The organism is Lysinibacillus sp. BF-4 (assembly GCF_000743635.1).
Lineage (GTDB): Bacteria > Bacillota > Bacilli > Bacillales_A > Planococcaceae > Metalysinibacillus > Metalysinibacillus saudimassiliensis.
The window spans coordinates 65,736-85,876 of the sequence record NZ_JPUW01000002.1 but is presented as its reverse complement, the minus strand read 5'-3'; the positions used below and the strand labels follow the sequence as shown (position 1 = coordinate 85,876).

Below are 20,141 nucleotides of genomic sequence, written 5' to 3'. Positions count from 1 at the left end.
CTTTTTTGGGTTAAGATGGAATTTTTACTTTTTTGCTCGTCGTTGTCCATTTGCCACGACTTGGACTCTGTACCAAATCGTTAAATGCTAGTACGTTCAAATCTCTCTGAACAGTACGTGGAGTCATGCTAAATTCGTCGACTAAATCCTGTGTAGTAACAGTACCTCTATCTAAGATAAATAAATACACACTTTTAATACGATTAAGCATTCGGTCAGTAGTAGGTTTCATAAGTAAACCACTCCTTCATCTCAATTCTCTTGGCAAAGACTAGCGGACGACATGAATGTTTGTGCGGAGTGCACTAAGGCTTTTGTTTAATTGCCTGAGACATCCCCTTTTTTTAGTTGTAATTGTCAGTTGAATCTGACAACTTCATTATACAAAAAAAGTATAAAAAAAACTAGGGTATGCGCGGCTTCTTAACAAAGAAGCTATATCTTCTTTACAATGCACATAACATTCATTTGATGTATACCCGTTTTGTAAAAACAAAAACATCATATCAAAATGCAATAATTAATTGAAATTTCACTGATTAGGAGTAGAATAGCTTTAACAAGCATAGAAGGGGGCAATACAATTGGATTGGTTACAATTAGCCACTGAGAGACAACAAGAACTGATTACCGAGTTACAACAATTGATTTCAATTAAAAGTGTATTAAATGAAGAGGAAGCTTCAACAGCCACACCGTTTGGTAAAGGACCATTTGAAGCGATGCAATGGTTACTCACAAAAGGTGAGGAGCAGGGCATGACCACTAAAAATATAGATAATATGGCAGGGCATATTGAGATGGGTGAAGGCGAAGATTTACTAGGTATCCTGTGCCATGTTGATGTAGTACCTGCTGGTAACGAAGCAAATTGGCAGTACCCACCATTTGGCGGCATTATTGAAGATGGTAAATTATTTGGTCGTGGTGCAATTGATGACAAGGGGCCAACGATGGCAGCTTGGCTTGCGATGAAGTTAGTTAAGGACGCAGGAGTACCATTAACAAAGCGCGTGCGTATGATTATCGGAACAGACGAAGAAACGGGCTTCCGCTGTGTAGACCGTTACTTCGAAAAAGAAGAGATGCCAACGATGGGTTTTGCGCCTGATGCGGACTTCCCTTTAATTAATGCAGAAAAGGGTATTGCTGATTTATTATTGCGTCGTGATATGACAAGTGGTGAACAAGAGCAGATTGTATCCTTTACAGCAGGTCATCGTCTAAATATGGTGCCAGATTTAGCTACGGCTGTTTTAACGCAAATGCCAGCTACGACAAAGGCCGCATACGAAGCTTTTTTAGCAGCACAACAATTTGAAGGAACAGCAACAGTAGAAGGTAATGACCTTGTATTAACAATGAAGGGACGCTCTGCACACGCGATGGAGCCGTTTAAAGGACAAAATGCAGGCGTTAGGTTAGCAACATTTTTAGCAGATGTTGTAACAACACCCGCAAGTAAAGCATTCGCTACTTTTGTTACAACAACTTTCGCCAAAAGTTGTACGGGCGAGGCAATCGCACTTGATTTTAATGATGATATGTCAGGAGATACAACATTAAACCCTGGTATTTTTAGTGTTAGCGCAACAGCAGCTGAAATTAAAGTAAGTATGCGCTACTCTGTAACATTCCCATTTGAAGAAAAACTTACAGCAGCACAGCAAGCTGTACGTGAACATGGCTTTACGCTAGATGTGATTGATAACTCACCGCCCCACCATGTTAGTGCGGATAATGAATTAGTACAAGCGTTAGAAAATGTGTACCGCAAATACTCTGGCGACTACGAAACACCACTGCTATCTACAGGTGGCGGTACGTATGCACGCGCAATGGCAGAGAAGGGCAATGCACCTTGCGTAGCTTTTGGTATGTTATTTCCTGGTGAGCCTGATGTGGCACATCGTGCAGATGAGTTTGTTGTGGTAGAAAATTTAATTAAGGCCGCTGCTATTTACGCTGAAGCTATCGTAAAATTAGCAAGCACTGAAGAAAAGGACGATGCAAAGTGAGCTATGTTTTATACAAAGATCAAATCATGAAGCAAGATGAAGTAGTAATTTCTCAAGAGGACCGCGGCTATCAATTAGGCGACGGGGTTTATGAAGTGGTAAAGGTATATGATGGCCAGTTCTTTACAGCAAAAGAACACATTGACCGTTTATATGCGAGTGCAGATAAAATTAGCCTTGTGATTCCGTATACAAAGGATGTACTGCACAAGTTACTACATGACCTTGTCGAAAAAAATGAGTTAGGCACAGGGCATGTATACTTCCAAGTGACGCGCGGTGTAGCACCACGTAATCACATTTTCCCAGAGCCAGCGGTAGAGGCTATTTTAACAGCTAATGTAACCGAAAACCCACGCCCAAAGGCTAATTTTGAAAATGGTGTACGCGTTATTGTAGCCGAAGATATTCGTTGGTCACGCTGTGATATTAAATCTATCAGTTTATTAGGTGCTGTTATGTTAAAGCAACAAGCACACGCAGCAGGCTGTTATGAAGCGATTTTGCATCGCGATGGCGTTGTGACAGAGTGTTCGTCTTCAAATGTGTTAGCTATTAAAGATGGTGTACTATACACACACCCTGCAAACAATCTCATCTTAAACGGTATTACGCGCCAAGTAATTTTACAATGCGCAAACGAAATTGGTCTACCAATTAAAGAGGAGGCTTTCCGCGTTGAAGATATTGCAATGATGGATGAGCTAATTGTTTCTTCTACAACATCAGAGGTTACGCCAATTGTTGAAGTAGACGGCAATAAGGTTAACGGTGGTATTGTTGGCGAATGGACACGCAAATTACAGCAAGCCTTTAATGCAAAAGTAGAGGCACTATAATGTTACTGAGCTACCTGCGATTCGTAGGTAGCTTTTCTTATCGTAGTACAGGTAAAATAGATGTAATGCAAAATAAGGAAAGGTGAAGATATACATATGGCACAGCTAGTAAAATTGCAAGACTATACATCACGCTATCAAATCGACTTAGCGCGTTACCCAACACAGTTTGTACGTTTAAAGAAAAATCAATGGGACCGCGTAAAGCATCAATGGGAACAAGGTGATGAGGTAGATGATTGGCAACATATCGAAGAAGCGGAGGAGGAGAAGCCACGCTTTTCTTTTGTGCGTAAATTTTTTACGAAAAAGGAGCCATCAGCGTTAGAAGTTGCACCTGAGGAAATTGTAGGGGAGCAGGAGTTGCTCGCTAGTGAAGATGAAATCCCCGATGAAGAAACGACACTGACGTTTAATCCTAAAATTGTGTATGCACCGCAGACAATTAAAGAACTGCGTCAAATGTTTATGAATCAATTTTTTCATTTTCAATTGAAATGGGCGAGCTCTACACTACGCGAAAAATCCTATGTTGACCCTAAATTTATGCGCGACTCTTTTTTACGCACAGTGTTACTGCGTTTACCTGATACGTACCTTGTCTTTTATTATCCTATTATTAAAGTGAAAAAAGCGCCGATTGAGCTAGCTATTATTATTATTACACCAACAGAGTGCATTTGTATTAATAAGCTAGAGCAAGAGGATCAAGCTGTGTATGTAGCAGATGGCGATCGTTTTTGGACGAAAAAAGTAGGGAAGAAAGATAGCAAGGTGTTAAATCCTTTCATTAGTTTAAATCGTACCGAAGCGGTGCTAGAGCAATTATTTGATAGCGAAAATATTACAATTCCCATTCGTAAGGTATTGCTGTCACGCAACGGTTATTTTGATTATCCAGGCACTGCTTTTAATACGCGTTTAATTGATAAGCGTAGTTATACAGAATGGTTTGATCAATTAGCACGCTCAGCTTCACCGATGAAACATATGCAAATTCGTGCTGCACAGACGTTGCTCGCGCAAGCGCAAATCACATCTTTTAACCGTAATATTTGGCAAACTGATGAAGAAGAGCAAGACGGGCAAGTATAAAACTACAACCGACTGAATAATAAAATTCGTGACCGCCCCGTATAAAAGACGTACAATATAAAAGTATGTATACAACTAGCAAAAAGCTGAATAAGGTATAATGTCGTAATATGGCGCGAAAACGTAATAAAATTTTGCAATAGCGATATTTTTATCAGAAAATAGTGTACAATTTAAATTAGTAAGAAAAGAGGAAATAGCATTGAGATTACGAAATAAACCATGGGCAAATGACTTTATTGAAAGTCACCCAGAAATCATTATTCCAAACCCTGAGACGCATATTGGTAAATGGCATGAGGTGTTTGGCAATTCTAACCCCCTACATATTGAGGTAGGCACGGGTAAGGGACAATTTGTAACAGGCATGGCCTTACAAAATCCCGATATTAACTATATTGGCATTGAACTTTATGATAGCGTAATTGTTTGCGCGCTTGAGAATGCCATTGAAGCGAAATCTCCTGCCAATTTACGCTTGTTAAAAGTGAATGGCGCAGATTTAAATAAATACTTTGCGAAAAACGATGTTTCTCGCGTGTACTTAAACTTCTCTGATCCATGGCCTAAAGTACGTCATGCAAAGCGTCGTCTAACGCATGAAGGATTTTTGAAGTTATATGAAGATGTGCTGATTGATGAGGGTGCTATCCATTTTAAAACGGATAACCGCGGTCTTTTTGAGTACTCATTAACAAGTATTTCAGCTTATGGCATGTTATTAACAGATGTATCACTCGACTTACATGTTAATATGCCAGAGGATAATATTATGACAGAGTACGAAGAAAAGTTTTCTGCTAAGGGGCAACCGATTTATCGCTTAGAGGCACAGTTTCAACTGAAATAAGCAGATGATAAGGGGGAAATGTAATGGATAAATTTCAATTTCACGACATGACATTAACATGGCTAAACGGGGGCGTGACTTGCTTAGATGGTGGTGCAATGTTTGGTGTTGTACCAAAACCGCTATGGTCACGAAAGTATCCAGTTAATGAAAAGAACCAAATTGAGTTACCAACAGAGCCAATCTTAATCCAGTACCAAGGTAAAAATATGCTGTTAGATACAGGCGTAGGTTTTAATAAATTAAATGAAAAGCAACTCCGTAATTATGGTGTTACTCAAGAGTCGGCGTTAAAAAGTAGTTTGGATGAGCTAGGCTTAACTGCTGCTGATATTGATTATGTATTAATGTCACATTTGCATTTCGACCATGCAGGTGGCTTAACAGAGTGGCAGGACGATGTATTAGTGCCTGCGTTTCCAAAGGCTAAAGTATATGTGTCACAAATTGAGTGGGACGAAATGCGCGAGCCTAATATTCGTTCACGTAATACGTATTGGAAAGATAACTGGGAGCCTATCGTGGATCAAGTTGTTACTTACGAGGACCAAATTGAAATTATGCCTGGTATTGAAATGATTCATACGGGTGGACATAGCAATGGACATGCAATTTTAAAGTTTACACAAAATGGTGAGACAATTTTGCATATGGGCGATATTATGCCAACACATGCCCATCAAAATCCACTATGGGTATTAGCCTACGATGATTATCCAATGACATCTGTTTTTGCGAAGGAACGTTTAATGAAGGAAGCTTTAGCTAATGGTTATTGGTTTAGCTTCTATCATGATGCTTACTATCGCATGATTAAATGGGATGAAACGGGTAAAGAAGTTGTTGATTCTCTAAAACGTAGCAATGAAGCGAGTATTACATTTACAAAATAAGCAAAAGCATGGTGACATACGACAATTGTCATCATGCTTTTTTTCTTTGTAATAAAGCATGAGTAACGTTGGTGCTAAAGTAATGAAAGGGTTTTCAAAGTAGGTGTGTGTCAGTAACATAGTAATACTTTGTTAAGGAGTTAATACATGTTTGTAATATGTTTGTAACAAAACTTCTGTAAAGTAAGCCTCAGTGAGTTACAAAACACACCTATTGGAGGAAATAAAAATTGAAAAATAAAGTAGTTGCTCTTATCGGAGCTTTATTATTAAGTGCAGGCATTTACGCTTCAACAGCAAGCGCAGCAGAAGCACCAACGCATATCGTACAACCAGGCGAAACATTATGGTCAATCTCTAAAGTTTATGGCACGACAATTGAAGAATTACAAAAAATGAATAGCTTACAATACAACCTTGTGTACCCAACACAAAAATTAGTAGTTGGCGTAGCACCACCAGAGCCAGTTGTACAACAACCAGCAAAACCAACTGTTGAAACAATCAACGGTAAAGAAGTAGCTCGCACAATGCGTGTGTCAGCAACAGCTTATACAGCATTTTGCTACGGTTGTTCAGGTATTACAGCAACGGGTATTAACTTACGTGCTAACCCTAACTTAAAAGTAATCGCAGTTGACCCACGTGTTATTCCATTAGGTTCACGCGTATGGGTTGAAGGTTATGGCGAAGCAATCGCAGGAGATACTGGTGGCGCAATTAAAGGTAACCGTATCGACGTATTTATTAATAACACAAATCGTGCTTATGCATGGGGACGTAAAATGGTAACAATTAAGGTATTAAAATAACAGAGCAAACTTGGGCTCTCTTAGGATGTCAGCAAATGCTGGCATCTTTTTTTGTACAAAAAAACACCGACGCAATGAGCGCCGATGCTAATTATTTATACTTGTTGTAAATCGACAACTACGCCCGTACGCGCGTCAGCTGCGAATTCAAATGTTTCTGTGTTGCCATCTGTTACACGAGAAATTCCGCCGCGGTAAACAGGAACAGTTGATACACCGTTTGAGAACTCTTCAGTTTTCATGAAAATCCAAGAACCATCAATCGGGGCTACTTCTTTAAATTCATTTTTAATGTTTTCAAGCACTTTGTTAGCTGGTTTGTACGGAGCAACTTGCTCAGTAGTTTCTTTAATGATGACAGCAACAGCTAAACCTGTAGCTACACCAATTAAAAAGTCACGTAATTTCATTGTAAGAAAACCTCCTATTAGATAATATCTTTATTTTACCATAGCTTAGTTATATTATGCACCCTAACTGGTATGATACAATGAAATAAAAGCTAGCACGCTAGCAAAATGTATAACATAAGGGGAGAGTCAACGATGAATGAAGCAACACTACAAATGTTTAAAACATTAACAGAGTTACCAGGTGCACCTGGCGACGAAGGGGCAGTACGCAAATTTATGCGTGGCGAATTAGAACCATATACAGATGAAATTATTCAAGATAAATTAGGTAGTATTTTTGGCGTACGTAAAAGTAAAAATGCTGATGCACCAACTATTATGGTTGCAGGGCATATGGATGAAGTTGCTTTTATGGTAACGTCGATTACAGATAATGGCATGATTCGCTTTCAACCATTGGGTGGTTGGTGGAATCAAGTAATGCTAGCACAACGCGTAGATGTGTTTGCAAAGAATGGTAAGATACCAGGTGTGATTGCATCTATCCCACCTCATTTACTGACAGAGGCTGAGCGTAGTAAGCCAATGGACATTAAAAATATGCTAATTGATGTAGGTGCGGATAGCAAAGAGCATGCACAGCAATTAGGTATTCGTCCAGGTCAATCGATTATCCCAGTATGCCCATTTACGCCAATGGCAAACCCTAAAAAAATTATGGCTAAAGCATGGGACAATCGCTACGGTTGTGGTTTAGCATTAGATCTTGCTAAGGCACTTCATGGACAAGAAGTTAGCAATCATTTATATGTAGGTGCTACGGTGCAAGAAGAAGTAGGGTTACGCGGCGCACAAACTGCGGCTAATATGATTAAGCCAGATTTATTTTTCGCACTAGATGCTTCGCCAGCAAATGATGCAAATGGTGATAAAACACAGTTTGGTCAGCTAGGACAAGGACCATTACTACGTATTGTAGACCGTACAATGGTAACTCATCGTGGTATTCGCGAATATATTTTAGATACAGCTGAGAGCAATAACATTCCGTATCAATACTTTGCCTCACAAGGTGGTACAGATGCAGGTCGTGTGCACCAATCACAAGAAGGTGTGCCAAGTGCAGTAATTGGGATTTGCTCACGTTATATTCATACGGCAGCTTCTGTTATGCATGTGGATGATTATGCTGCAGCAAAGGAATTATTAATTAAATTAGTACAAGGCGCAGACCGTTCAACAGTTGATGCGATTCGTGCTAACGTATAATTTGACAAAGAGCTCCTTTAGGGGCTCTTTTTTTAAGGAGAGAATATATGATGAAGGTGGCCGTCGGTACAAAAAATAAGGCGAAGGTACAAGTCGTTAAGGCAGTAGTAACACAATTTTATGGTGCAAGTATAGAGGCGCTAGCAGTAGCTTCGGATGTAAGTGAGCAACCTATGACAAACGAAGAAACAAGACAAGGTGCTATTAACAGAGCAAAACATGCACTCTGCGAAGGAAACGCAGATCTTGGCTTTGGGTTAGAGGGCGGTGTTACGTTAATTGATGGGCAATTATATATTTGTAATTGGGTAGCACTAGCAACACCTCAACGCATATATACCGCAGCGGGCGCACAGCTACCGTTACCACCAATTGTAGCTGATGCTGTGTTGGCTGGTGAGGAGCTAGGGCCTGTGATGGAGCGCTATGCACAACAAAAAGACGTACGACAAAATCAAGGCGCTATTGGTATTTTTACGGATGGTTTAGTGACGCGACAGCAAATGTTTGAGCATATTTTATTATTAGTTATTGGGCAATACCGCTATCAGTAAGCCGCGCATTTGCAAGTTAGCGCAAAATTTTCTACACTGAATAAGATTAAAGGGGGCGTAACTATGAAAGAACAACAAATGGTAGAGGAAATTAAAAAGCGTCTCGGTGAAACGCGCTTTACGTATACATTTGATGAAAAAGGACAGCGTTTGCATTTACAACATACAGTATTACAACGAGGTATGGACATTGCGATTTCTCAAGTAGTGGCAAAATACCACGAAAAGAAAGAAGCGGCAATTGACGAGGTAATTTACACAATTGAACAAACTTTTACGGCAATGGAGCAGGAGCAACAACAAGGGTTTACAGGTAAAGCAACAATTTATCCTGTAGTACGCTCAACCTCATTCCCGCAGCAGTCTAAAGAGGGAGTAGCATTTGTTACAACCGAGCATACTGCAGAGACACGTATTTTTTATGCGCTGGATTTAGGCAATACGTACCGCCTAATTGACGAAGCGATGCTTGAGCAATTGCAACTGACAACGCAACAGGTGAAGGAAGCGGCACGCTTTGCTGTAACAGGCCTAGGTACTGATGTTAAGCGCGATGAAGTTGCTGGCAGTGTCTTTTATTTTGTTAACTATAATGATGGCTATGATGCGAGCCGTATTTTAAACGAAAAGTTTTTACAAGAGATGAAATTACAAATTGAAGGCGATATGACCTTGTCAGTTCCGCACCAAGATGTTTTAATTATTGGGGACATTCGTGACGAAGTAGGCTATGATGTGCTTGCTCAACTGACAATGCATTACTTTTCAGTAGGTATGGTGCCAATCACTTCACTATCATTTGTTTATGATGATGGTGAGCTTGAGCCAATCTTTATTTTAGCGAAAAATAAAAACACTAAAGGAGAATAACAAATGAACGTAGCATACAATAAGCCGTACGTTGGCGACGTACTATTAGTACAATTAGCGAGCGAGGCAATTGTAAAAACAGTAGTAGAAATGAAAGGTGATGTTGCTTTATTAAAAGAAGCATCAACTGGAGAAATTAAAGCGTTCAATTTATTTAACGCAAGCAAATACATGACACTAACAGCACAAGGTATTATTGAAGTAACACCTGAGTTTGTTGACGCGCTTGAAAAAGCATTAGCAGCTAACGATGCTGTCGTTAATTTAGATGTAGATTTCTCACCTAAATTTGTAGTGGGCTATGTGGAAACAAAAGAAAAACACCCAAATGCAGACAAATTAAATATTTGCACAGTAAACGTTGGCGAAGAAACACTACAAATCGTATGCGGTGCACCAAATGTGGATGCTGGTCAAAAAGTAGTTGTCGCAAAAATTGGCGCTGTAATGCCATCAGGTATGTTAATTAAAGAAGGTAACCTTCGTGGTGTCGATTCATTTGGTATGATTTGCTCAGCACGTGAGCTAGAAATCCCAAATGCACCATCTGAAAAAGGCATTATGGTTTTAGCAGAAGATGCAAAAATTGGCGAGGCTTTTGAAGCATAATAGTAGTACAGATCGCGGTAAATCCTTACCGCGGTTTTTTTATGCAATTTATCGTGTAGCTACGCGCTTTTTCAAAGATTTTAACATAAAAATATGGTATTCTTGGGTAGAGTAACTGTTATATACAGCACGCTAATACAGCAAAAAGTTAAGAAATGAGTGAATGCGATGAATTGGTTTAAAAAACAACTAACTAAAATTTTTTCAAGCGAAGATGAATACGAAGAACAGCAACAACAGCCGACCACGCCACCGCCGTCACAACCACAGCAGCCTCAGCCAAGTAAGGGGAATTTTACATTTCCTTTAATCCCAGATGAGGAGCAGTATGTTCCTTTGTCAGAACGTACAGCCGATCAACCGGCACCGTTAGATAACGATACCTATGAAATTGAAAACCCAGGCATTAGTGAAATTTTAGCGGCGCGTTCTACAAAGAAGACGGTTCACCGTACAAAGGGACCTGCGCTTAGCACAGAGCCAACTATCCGCGATATGATTAATGCTAAGCGTGCATATGAGGCGGTACCAGAGCCAGCGCCAGTAGCCAAAACAAAAATCAAACCAACCACAACAAAAACAAAGCCAATTGAAAATACAACTCAGCGTACGATAACGTCAGAACGTAAAACACCATTCAAGGCAACAGATGTACCATCACCTGTCCATGGCTTTGTAAAGTCCACAGGCTTAAGCAAAAAGCTAGAGGAGGCTCGTGTACAGCACGAAGAAGAACAGTTCAGTGTACAGGAAAAACCCGTGCGCAAACTACCAATTACGCCTCGCCCGCAAGCAACAGATATTGAAGTAGAAAAAACACCAATTACGGAACTACTCGCTGATATAAATGAGTCAGTTACAACAGAGAAAACAGAAGTGTTAGAAATGAAGAAACACGAAATAACTGTTGATGTTCCACAAGAAGAAGTAGCGCATGAACTAGCGTTAGAAGTTTCAACAGAAGAAGAGATGCTTAAATCAGAGTCAGAAGTTTCAGAAGCAGAAGAAGAGATGGTTGAATCAGAGCCAGAGGTTTCAGCAGAAGAAGAGACGGTTGAATCAGAGCCAGAGGTTTCAGCAGAAGAAGAGATGGTTGAGCCAGAGCCAGAAGTTTCAGCAGAAGAAGAGACGGTTGAATCAGAGCCAGAGGTTTCAACAGAAGAAGCGATGGTTGAATCAGAGCCGGAAGTTTCGGCAGAAGTAACAGAAGGTATGCCAGAGCTAGGGCCAAAAGATAAGGAACGTGTATTACCGTTTAATGTAATTATGTTAAAGAGTGATAAAGAAAAATTAGCGCAAAAAAAAAGTAGTGCGGCGCTAATTAGCGCTATGCCATCTGCAACAACAGAGGCACCAATTGCACAAGAGAAAACGATTGAACAACAAGCACAGCCTGTGAAGGAACAAGTAAGTGAGGAGCCAACTACACAAGCTACTCTAAATGAAGATGCACCAATCGAAAAATCAATTATTCAGTGTTACCATAAACCATCAACGGATTTATTAATAGCACCAGAGGATAATTTAGAAGATACACAATGGATGGCAGAGCAGGGTGAACAGCTAGTGGAGGCATTATCCCACTTCCAAGTAAGTGCAGAAGTTGTTAATATTGTACAGGGGCCAGCTGTGACACGCTTTGAAATTACGATTGGTCAAGGAACAAAAGTTAATAAAATTCGTAATTTATCGGATGATTTAAAGCTAGCGTTAGCGGCAAAGGATATTCGTATCGAAGCGCCAATCCCAGGGAAGAGCTCAATTGGTATCGAAATCCCTAACCGCGTCAGTCGTCCTGTTCGTATATCAGAAGTGATTACTAGCAAAACGTTTACGGAAGCGGATTCACCGATGCAGGCAGCGCTCGGGTTAGATTTAACAGGTCAGCCGATTACAGTAGATTTACGTAACATGCCCCATGGCTTAATTGCAGGTGCAACAGGCTCAGGTAAGTCGGTATGTATTAACTCGATTTTAGTGAGTCTATTATATAAGGCGGCACCTGATGAGTTACGTTTAATGCTTATTGACCCGAAATATGTAGAGCTTGCTTCATATAATGACATTCCACATTTAGTAACACCTGTTATTACGGATCCTAAGATTGCGACAAGTGCACTCAAGTGGGCTGTTACAGAAATGGAAAATCGTTATAAGTTATTATCAGCTGCTAAAGTACGTAGCATTGAGCGTTACAATGAACTAGTTGAAGCGCACGACACAACACAAAATAAAATGCCATATATGTTAATTGTAATTGATGAATTAGCAGACCTTATGCAGTCTACTGCGAGTGAAGTAGAAGAGGCTATCGGCCGATTAGCACAAAAGGCACGCGCTTGTGGCATTCACATTATTGTTGCAACACAGCGACCTTCTGTTGACGTAATTACAGGCGTTATTAAAGCTAATATTCCGACGCGTATTGCCTTTTCGGTATCATCGCAAATTGATTCACGCACGATTTTAGATGAACAGGGAGCTGAGCGTCTATTAGGGCGTGGTGATATGTTGTATATTGGTAGCGGTATGTCGAGCCCGATTCGTTTACAAGGTACATTTGTAACGGATGATGAAATTGAAGATGTTGTAGCTTATGTAAAAACACAAGGGAAGCCTAACTACTTCCTTGATCAAGAAGAGCTCGTAGTAAAAGACGTTGAGCTTGCAGAGCAAGATGAGTTATACGAAGCGGCATGTCATTTTATTTATAAAACAGAGCGCGCCTCAGCATCAGCCTTGCAACGCCAATTTTCGATTGGTTATAACCGAGCTGCACGAATCATTGATATGTTAGAGGAACAACAGCTCATTTCTGGAGCGGTTGGTAGTAAATCCCGAGATGTGTACATTACACAACAACACTTAGATGAGATGTTCGGATAAGCACTGTTTATCTATACTGAAAATGGTATACTAATATGTAAAAACGATTGATGAATTAACGTAATGGGTATAGTATGAAACTAGCAATGTTGAAATGAACAAGCAGCGGAACAGGCTTGTATAAAAAAGTGCGAATTACTTGCACAGTTTACTTCGTTTATTAAGGGATGTAAGTATCCCAGGGGGTTTAAAATAATGACACTTTTTCACTTTACAGGAATTAAAGGCTCAGGCATGAGCTCACTTGCACAAATTTTACATGATGCAGGTGAACAGGTGCAGGGCTCGGATATTGATAAATATTTCTTTACTGAGGCACCACTACATGAACGTAATATTACTGTGCTACCATTTGATCCACAAAATATTAAAGAAGGCATGACGGTTATTGCAGGCAATGCCTTTCCAGACGACCACCCAGAGCTTGTACAAGCTGCTGAGCTAGGCGTCGAGATTATTCGTTATCATAAATTTTTAGGTGAGTATATTAACCGTTATGTATCAGTAGCTGTTACAGGCGCACATGGTAAAACATCAACAACAGGTCTACTTTCGCATGTACTAGGCGGTTATAAGCCAACGTCTTATTTAATTGGTGACGGTACAGGTGTAGGTCATAGTGATGCTTCCTTCTTCGTCTTAGAAGCGTGTGAGTATCGTCGTCATTTCCTTGCTTATCATTCGGATTATGCGATTATGACAAATATTGATTTTGATCACCCAGATTACTTTGCAGATGTTGATGATGTGTTTGATGCTTTCCAATCATTAGCGCACCAAGTGAGTAAAGCTATTATTGCTTGTGGTGATGATGAGCAACTACAAAAAATTCAAGCGAATGTGCCAGTTGTTTATTATGGCTTTAGCGAGTCTAATGACTTCCAAGCGCGCAACATTAAAAAAACAACAGAAGGTACAACATTTGATGTGTACTTGCGTAATGATTTTTATTACACGTTCCATATTCCGTTATACGGCGACCATACCGTATTAAATACATTAGCGGTCATTTCGTTATGTCATTATGAAAGCATTCCAGCAGAAATTGTGCAGGCACGACTTTCAACATATGGTGGCGTAAAGCGACGTTTCACGCAAACAACAATAGGGGATACTATACTCATAGACGATTATGCACATCACCCAACGGAAATTAATGCGACATTACAATCAGCACGCCAAAAATTCCCGGATAAAGAAGTCATTGCGGTATTCCAACCACATACATTTACCCGCACAAAAAAATTCCTACAAGAATTTGCGGACAGTTTAGCGAAAGCGGATAAAGCATATTTATGTGATATTTTTGGTTCAGCGCGTGAGCAACAGGGCGAATTAACCATCCATGATTTAGTAGCATTAGTTGATGGTGCAGAGGCACTAGCACTTGAGCATATTGAAGTTTTACTTAAACATAAGGACGCTGTATTTTTATTTATGGGTGCAGGCGACGTCAACAAATTCCAAAAAGCATTTGAACAATTATTGCGAAATAATTAAAGGGATTTCTTTGCGCGTGTCGAATTTAAGTACATATGCGTAAATCTAAATAAAAACTTTAGGAGGTATTCGTATGGAAATCGTATTATACGTAGCAGCATTAGTTGCGGCCATTGCTTTTCTAATCTTATGTGTTAGCTTAGGCATGACTTTATTTACTGTAAAAGATACAGTTAAAGATTTAACAAAAGTTTTAGGTGATATTGAGGGTCAAATGCAAGGTATTACACGTGAGACAACATTCTTACTAGAAAAAACAAACTCACTTGCAGAGGATATCCAAGATAAATCACAACAATTAAACACAGTAGTAGGTGCTGTTAAGGGGATTGGTGAGTCAGTTAATGGCTTAAACAACTCAGTACAACGCATTACATCTTCAGTAGCAACAAGCGTAGAAACAAATAAAGACCAAATTGCACAAGTTGTTCAATGGAGCAACGTAGCAATGGGTATTGCTGACAAATGGAAAGAGCGTAAAACAGACGAAGTACAAATTACAACATTAACTTCTGACGAAGCACAAAAAAAACGTTTTTGGAAACGTAGCAAGTAATTAACACACAAAGGGGTGTAGTTAAATGACACAGCAAAAACCAAATTATAATGAGGTAAAGCACAATTTACCTCAGGTGTATAAAGAGGATCAAGTGATTTATGAAGAAGCACGTACATGTGCAAAAGACTTTGTAGTAGGCGCAGTGGTAGGTGGTCTTATTGGTACAGCAGTAGGTTTATTGTTAGCACCAAAGTCTGGTAGTGAGCTACGTGACGATGTAGCAGTTCAAGCACTTAATCTAAAAGATAAAAGCTTAGAGCTATCAACTACAGCAAAAGATAAAACAGCCCAGTTGTCGCAACAAATACAAAACCAAACTAATCAACTAGTCGGTAAAGTTAAAACGCTTAAAGCAGATACCGTGCCATCAGATGATGGTACAGTTTCAGTAGAAGGCGAAGAACCACTTGAAGATTTACCTCAACATTAAAAAAGAAGGAGTTGCCGATTGGCAGCTCCTTCTTTTTTATTCGTCAAATTGAATGGCTAACGTATCGCCACCAAAAATTAAACTGTCAAAACCTACTTCGCTATCATTACGTAACACTTTAAAGCTACTTGCTACTGTAGGTAATTGCCAATCTGAAAAACGGAAAACATCTTGAAAAATAAATGGTGAGGTTTCACGCGGGATAAATTGAAGGCTTGCGCCAGTTGTAACAGTAGCTGTTGGCTTTACTGCCACGCCATTAAGTTGCGCTTCATTTTCGATTTTTTCGAGCGTAATTGCCTCGCCTTGAAACGTAACTTCGATGGCTTCAATTAAACGGATGCCTGCTTCGCTTGCGATTGATTGAACCGTTGGGCTAGCACCTAGCTGTAAGCGCAGGCTGTCACCATTTTTAATAGGGTAGCTAAGTTTAGTTGGCTTGTCATTAATAAGGAGCTCCGCCGAAAACCTTGGTAGGTGCATCGGCTTATTATTAACAAACACAGAGAAGCTTGTACACTGTTGAATGAGTGTGCGCTTATTAGCAAGAGTTAGTGCATCCTCAATTGTGTGTGCCATCATATAGCTCACCTTGTCTCGATCTTTTAAACGAGTTTGTAATGTAGCGGGCTCATTATTAACAGTAATGTTAGGCTCTAGTATAAATGGTTGACCTTCAATAGTTATTGTTTTTGTAAGAGTAGCATCTAAAATATCTTTGACCGCAGCGCTCGCTGTTTTACCATCCTTGCCATCCATAATAGTAATTTCGTCATTAGAGCTAATGCGTGTTTTAGTAGAGGCAGGCTCGCCATTTAACAAAATGGTAGCGGGCTGACCATGTTCGCCAGGGATAAAAATATCTTGACCATTAACATTAATCGCAAGTGCTTGACCAGGTTTGCCAAATAATTGCTTAGCCCTAATATTTGCGGCTAACATCGCGTCGCCCACAGTCATATCTTTTACTTCAAATAAGCGTACAATTTGTCCGTTTACTTTTAATGACATATATTGAATAGGCATTTTTTTTGCGGCAATGGCAATGCCAATTGGTGTAACTAGCTCAGGTGTAGCTGTAATATGCGCTTCTCTTGTCACATTTTGGATAGCATCAATACCGCGCACAGCAATTCGGTTAGCAGGGAGAGCTAGTACCTCGCCGAGTAATGCGGGTAAGTGTGGTGTTAAGCTACCACCGCCTACAAGCATAACGGCTTTAGGTGGTACGTTATTATTGAGTAATAAAATTTCATTGCCAATGGCTTCTGCAAGCTGTTTAACTGTAGGCAAAATCGCATGTACCACATCTGCATGTGCGTGTGTTTCGTCAAAGCCTAAAATGTCTTGCATAATAATAGGTTCGTCTGTACCTAACGTACGCTTAATACGTTCAGCTACAGGAAAGTCTAGCAAGTAGGTATCACTTAATGCCTCTGTCACCTCGTCGCCTGCTGTTGGGACCATGCCGTACGCTACTACAGTATTTTGGTCGGTAATAGCAATATCTGATGTACCTGCGCCAATATCAACAAGTGCTACATTTAAGCGGCGCATCGTTTGAGGGATAAGCACGTTAATCGCTGCGATAGGTTCAAGTGTTAATGCATCCATTTCTAAATCAGCACGTTTTAGTGCCGCAATTAATGATTCGACAACAACACGCGGCAAGAAGGTAGCAATGACCTCTACTGCAGCCACCTCACCTTGTTGGTCAAGCAAGCTTCCAATAGCTTCATTATCTAAGCGGTAATGTAAAACAGAGTAACCAACGCAGTAGTAATGTGAGCTAGCAATATCGTCGCGCTGTTGCACGAGCTGTTGTTGGGCTTGTTGTACAGCTTGTAACTCTAAGCGATTAATATCTTCTTCTGTAAAAATGGCACGGTTACGAATGTTTAAGGTAACGGTAGCTCTTTCTGTTTTAAGTGAGCGCCCTGCAGCCGCAACGCTTACTTTAGTTAGCGGGCCGTGCTTTTGCTCAAGCTCCTTGCGTATTTCTGCAATAAGCTCAGCAACGTAAACGACATTATGAATTTGTCCGTCCACCATAGCGCGCTCTTTATGTTCTCTAACGATAATATCTGCGACGTGATAGGTATCATTAGTTTCTTCTAAAATAATGCCCACTACCGAGCGTGTGCCGATATCGAGTGCAAATAATTTTGTAGCCAAATGAAACCGCTTCCTTTCAATCTCTTGCGAAATACACTTTAGTGGTTTAAACTGCTAAAATGTTTTACGTGACATTCTTCACTATATTGATTATAATAAATGTATTCAATAAAATGTAACATAGTTTTCAGACTTCTGAAAGAGTCTGACAGTTGGAGAGAGGGGAAAGAATATGAGTCAACAAGATTTAGATGGTCTACGTAGTCAAATTGATGACCTAAACCTAGAGATTTTACGCTTAATTAATGAGCGCGCTGCAGTAGTAAATGAAATTGGCAAGTTTAAAGAGAAGCAGGGCGTACATCGCTATGACCCACTACGTGAGCGACACATGCTAGATTTAATTAAAGAGCATAATAACGGTCCATTAAACCAAATGACGGTTGATTATATTTTTAAACAAATCTTCAAAACAGCATTAAAGCAATTAGAAGCTGAAAAGAAAAAAGAGCTTTTAGTATCGCGTAAGCAAAAACCAGTCGATACAATTATTGATGTAAACGGCGAAAAAATTGGTGACGGTAAACCATCATTCATTTTTGGACCATGTGCAGTGGAGTCTTACGAGCAAGTAGCAGCTGTAGCAGCCTCAATTAAAGCAAAAGGCGAAAAGTTAATTCGCGGCGGTGCATACAAACCACGTACATCTCCGTATGACTTCCAAGGGCTTGGCCTTGAAGGTCTGAAAATTTTGAAACGTGTGTCAGATGAGTATGATTTAGGCGTAATTGCTGAGATTGTAACACCAGCACATTTAGACGAAGCACTTGATTACATTGACGTAATCCAAATTGGTGCGCGTAACATGCAAAACTTTGAACTATTAAAAGCAGCAGGTGCTACAAACAAACCTGTATTATTAAAACGCGGATTAGCAGCAACAATTGACGAGTTCATTCACGCTGCCGAATATATTATGTCTAAAGGTAACGAAAACATCATTTTATGTGAGCGTGGCATTCGTACATACGAAAAAGCAACGCGTAACACATTAGATATTTCAGCAGTTCCTATTTTAAAACAAGAAACACACTTACCTGTATTTGTGGACGTTACACATTCAACAGGTCGTCGTGATTTATTATTACCATGTGCTAAGGCTGCAATCGCGATTGGCGCTGACGGTGTTATGGCAGAAGTTCACCCAGACCCATCAGTTGCACTATCAGATTCACAGCAACAAATGGATATTCCAACCTTCGATGCGTTTTATGAATCAATTAATAAATTCATGAAAACACATGAAGTGAATGCATAATGACCAGCACACCTTAAAGTAGGCTTACTTTGAGGTGTTTTTTTGTCGTGCATTGGTTGAAAAAGTGAATTATTATAGCGTATGATTGAGGTAAGGACAGGAGGCGTTAAACGATGACAGTAACAATTTATGATGTAGCAAGAGAGGCAAGCGTTTCGATGGCAACGGTTTCGCGCGTTGTTAATGGTAACCCTAACGTAAAGCCAGCAACTCGCAAGCGCGTGTTAGAAGTAATCGAGCGGTTAGGTTATCGACCAAACGCTGTAGCGCGAGGCTTAGCGAGCAAGCGTACAACTACGGTTGGCGTAATTATACCTGATATATCTAATAATATTTATGCAGAGCTTGTGCGTGGCATTGAAGATATCGCGACGATGTATAAATACAATATCTTTTTAGCAAACACCGACCAAAAAGAGTCAACACTACTACGTGTTATTGATACAATGCTCGGTAAGCAAGTAGACGGGATTGTATTAATGACCGATGAAGTGACAAAAGCTGTAAAGGAAGTGATGGAAACATCACCTGTACCAATTGTATTAGCTGGTTCTGTTGATCAATCCGCTACAATCCCATCAGTGAATATTAATTATTTCGATGCGATGTATGAGGCAACTTCTCTTTTATTACAGCGCAATAACACAGTAGCACTCATTGTAGGGCCTAAAGAATATACGATTAATAGTGAGTATAAAATTAAAGCCTATAAAAAAGCCATTCAAGATGCGGGTATAAACTACCGTGCTAATTTAGTAGTAGCGGTTAAGTCAGGCTATGAGGGCGCGATTACTACTGTTGACGAAATGCGCACAGCTGTTGTAAAACCTACCGCATATATTGCGGGAAGTGATGAGATTGCCCTTGGTATCATCCACGGCTTACAAGATAATGGCGTACGTGTACCTGAAGATGTAGAAGTTATTAGTTTTGAGGATACTAAGCTTGCGCAAATGGTGCGACCAAAGCTCTCAAGTGTAGTGCTTCCCTTATACGATATTGGTGCAGTAGCTATGCGCTTGTTAACGAAATTTATGGATAAAGAAAAAATCGAAGAGCAACATGTAATTTTACCGTACCGCATTGAGTTACGTGATTCAACAAAACAATAAGCAATACTACTACACGACAAAGTCATTGGATTTTGTCGTGTTATTGTCTAGAGGAGGAA

General features: G+C 40.0%; 19 protein-coding genes. 16 read left to right on the top strand and 3 right to left on the bottom strand.

Going from position 1 to position 20,141, the window contains the following annotated elements:
- Positions 1 to 10: 10 nt before the first annotated feature.
- A complete protein-coding gene (locus tag CH76_RS02590; protein WP_036142527.1) occupies positions 11 to 232 on the bottom strand; it encodes a DeoR family transcriptional regulator in 222 nt (73 codons plus the stop codon).
- Positions 233 to 584: 352 nt separating this feature from the next.
- Here CH76_RS02590 and pepV point away from each other — a divergent pair, with 352 nt between their 5' ends.
- The 6 genes from pepV (at position 585) to CH76_RS02560 (ending at position 6,507) form a co-directional block, all read left to right on the top strand.
- Positions 585 to 2,018 carry a dipeptidase PepV gene (gene pepV, locus CH76_RS02585; RefSeq protein WP_036142525.1) on the top strand — a complete coding sequence of 478 codons (1,434 nt, stop codon included), beginning with the start codon at positions 585 to 587 and terminating at the stop codon, positions 2,016 to 2,018.
- On the top strand, positions 2,015 to 2,857 hold the full coding sequence (gene dat, locus CH76_RS02580; protein WP_036142523.1) for a D-amino-acid transaminase: 843 nt from the start codon (positions 2,015 to 2,017) through the stop codon (positions 2,855 to 2,857). Before pepV ends, dat begins: the two co-directional genes overlap by 4 nt.
- Before the next feature lie 96 nt (positions 2,858 to 2,953).
- Positions 2,954 to 3,952, top strand: a complete 999-nt coding sequence (locus CH76_RS02575) for a nuclease-related domain-containing protein (RefSeq protein ID WP_036142520.1) — start codon at positions 2,954 to 2,956, stop codon at positions 3,950 to 3,952.
- Between the two features lie 202 nt (positions 3,953 to 4,154).
- Positions 4,155 to 4,802, top strand: coding sequence for a tRNA (guanosine(46)-N7)-methyltransferase TrmB (gene trmB, locus CH76_RS02570; RefSeq protein WP_036142517.1), 648 nt, complete (start codon positions 4,155 to 4,157; stop codon positions 4,800 to 4,802).
- A gap of 23 nt (positions 4,803 to 4,825) precedes the next feature.
- Positions 4,826 to 5,695, top strand: a complete 870-nt coding sequence (locus tag CH76_RS02565) for an MBL fold metallo-hydrolase (RefSeq protein WP_036142514.1) — start codon at positions 4,826 to 4,828, stop codon at positions 5,693 to 5,695.
- A 230-nt stretch (positions 5,696 to 5,925) separates the two neighbouring features.
- Positions 5,926 to 6,507, top strand: coding sequence for a 3D domain-containing protein (locus tag CH76_RS02560; RefSeq protein WP_036142511.1), 582 nt, complete (start codon positions 5,926 to 5,928; stop codon positions 6,505 to 6,507).
- Positions 6,508 to 6,602: 95 nt separating this feature from the next.
- Here CH76_RS02560 and CH76_RS02555 read toward each other — a convergent pair whose 3' ends face one another.
- Entirely contained in the window at positions 6,603 to 6,917 is a 315-nt protein-coding gene (locus CH76_RS02555; RefSeq protein ID WP_036142508.1) for a peptidase M4, read from the bottom strand.
- Between the two features lie 135 nt (positions 6,918 to 7,052).
- Here CH76_RS02555 and CH76_RS02550 point away from each other — a divergent pair, with 135 nt between their 5' ends.
- From CH76_RS02550 to CH76_RS02515, 8 genes are all read left to right on the top strand, one after another.
- A complete protein-coding gene (locus tag CH76_RS02550) occupies positions 7,053 to 8,129 on the top strand; it encodes a M42 family metallopeptidase (protein WP_036142505.1) in 1,077 nt (358 codons plus the stop codon).
- A 47-nt stretch (positions 8,130 to 8,176) separates the two neighbouring features.
- On the top strand, positions 8,177 to 8,683 hold the full coding sequence (locus CH76_RS02545) for a DUF84 family protein (protein WP_369792349.1): 507 nt from the start codon (positions 8,177 to 8,179) through the stop codon (positions 8,681 to 8,683).
- 63 nt (positions 8,684 to 8,746) lie between these two features.
- Entirely contained in the window at positions 8,747 to 9,553 is an 807-nt protein-coding gene (locus CH76_RS02540; protein ID WP_036142499.1) for a DUF1444 family protein, read from the top strand.
- A 3-nt stretch (positions 9,554 to 9,556) separates the two neighbouring features.
- Positions 9,557 to 10,162 (top strand): YtpR family tRNA-binding protein, encoded by a 606-nt coding sequence (ytpR, locus tag CH76_RS02535; protein WP_036142495.1) that lies wholly within the window; start codon positions 9,557 to 9,559, stop codon positions 10,160 to 10,162.
- Positions 10,163 to 10,330: 168 nt separating this feature from the next.
- Positions 10,331 to 13,048, top strand: coding sequence for a DNA translocase FtsK (locus tag CH76_RS02530; protein ID WP_036142493.1), 2,718 nt, complete (start codon positions 10,331 to 10,333; stop codon positions 13,046 to 13,048).
- A gap of 195 nt (positions 13,049 to 13,243) precedes the next feature.
- Positions 13,244 to 14,548 (top strand): UDP-N-acetylmuramate--L-alanine ligase, encoded by a 1,305-nt coding sequence (murC, locus tag CH76_RS02525; protein WP_036142490.1) that lies wholly within the window; start codon positions 13,244 to 13,246, stop codon positions 14,546 to 14,548.
- Positions 14,549 to 14,621: 73 nt separating this feature from the next.
- Entirely contained in the window at positions 14,622 to 15,104 is a 483-nt protein-coding gene (locus tag CH76_RS02520) for a DUF948 domain-containing protein (RefSeq protein WP_051910165.1), read from the top strand.
- A gap of 25 nt (positions 15,105 to 15,129) precedes the next feature.
- Positions 15,130 to 15,537 (top strand): YtxH domain-containing protein, encoded by a 408-nt coding sequence (locus CH76_RS02515; RefSeq protein WP_051910163.1) that lies wholly within the window; start codon positions 15,130 to 15,132, stop codon positions 15,535 to 15,537.
- Positions 15,538 to 15,573: 36 nt separating this feature from the next.
- Here the strand turns inward: CH76_RS02515 and CH76_RS02510 are convergent, their stop codons facing one another.
- On the bottom strand, positions 15,574 to 17,712 hold the full coding sequence (locus CH76_RS02510; protein ID WP_036142487.1) for a cell division FtsA domain-containing protein: 2,139 nt from the start codon (positions 17,710 to 17,712) through the stop codon (positions 15,574 to 15,576).
- 172 nt (positions 17,713 to 17,884) lie between these two features.
- On the opposite strand from CH76_RS02510, the gene CH76_RS02505 reads away from it, so the two are divergent.
- Both CH76_RS02505 and ccpA read left to right on the top strand, forming a co-directional pair.
- Positions 17,885 to 18,970 carry a bifunctional 3-deoxy-7-phosphoheptulonate synthase/chorismate mutase gene (locus tag CH76_RS02505; protein ID WP_036142483.1) on the top strand — a complete coding sequence of 362 codons (1,086 nt, stop codon included), beginning with the start codon at positions 17,885 to 17,887 and terminating at the stop codon, positions 18,968 to 18,970.
- 113 nt (positions 18,971 to 19,083) lie between these two features.
- A complete protein-coding gene (gene ccpA, locus CH76_RS02500; protein ID WP_036142480.1) occupies positions 19,084 to 20,082 on the top strand; it encodes a catabolite control protein A in 999 nt (332 codons plus the stop codon).
- The last annotated feature ends 59 nt before the right edge of the window (positions 20,083 to 20,141 follow it).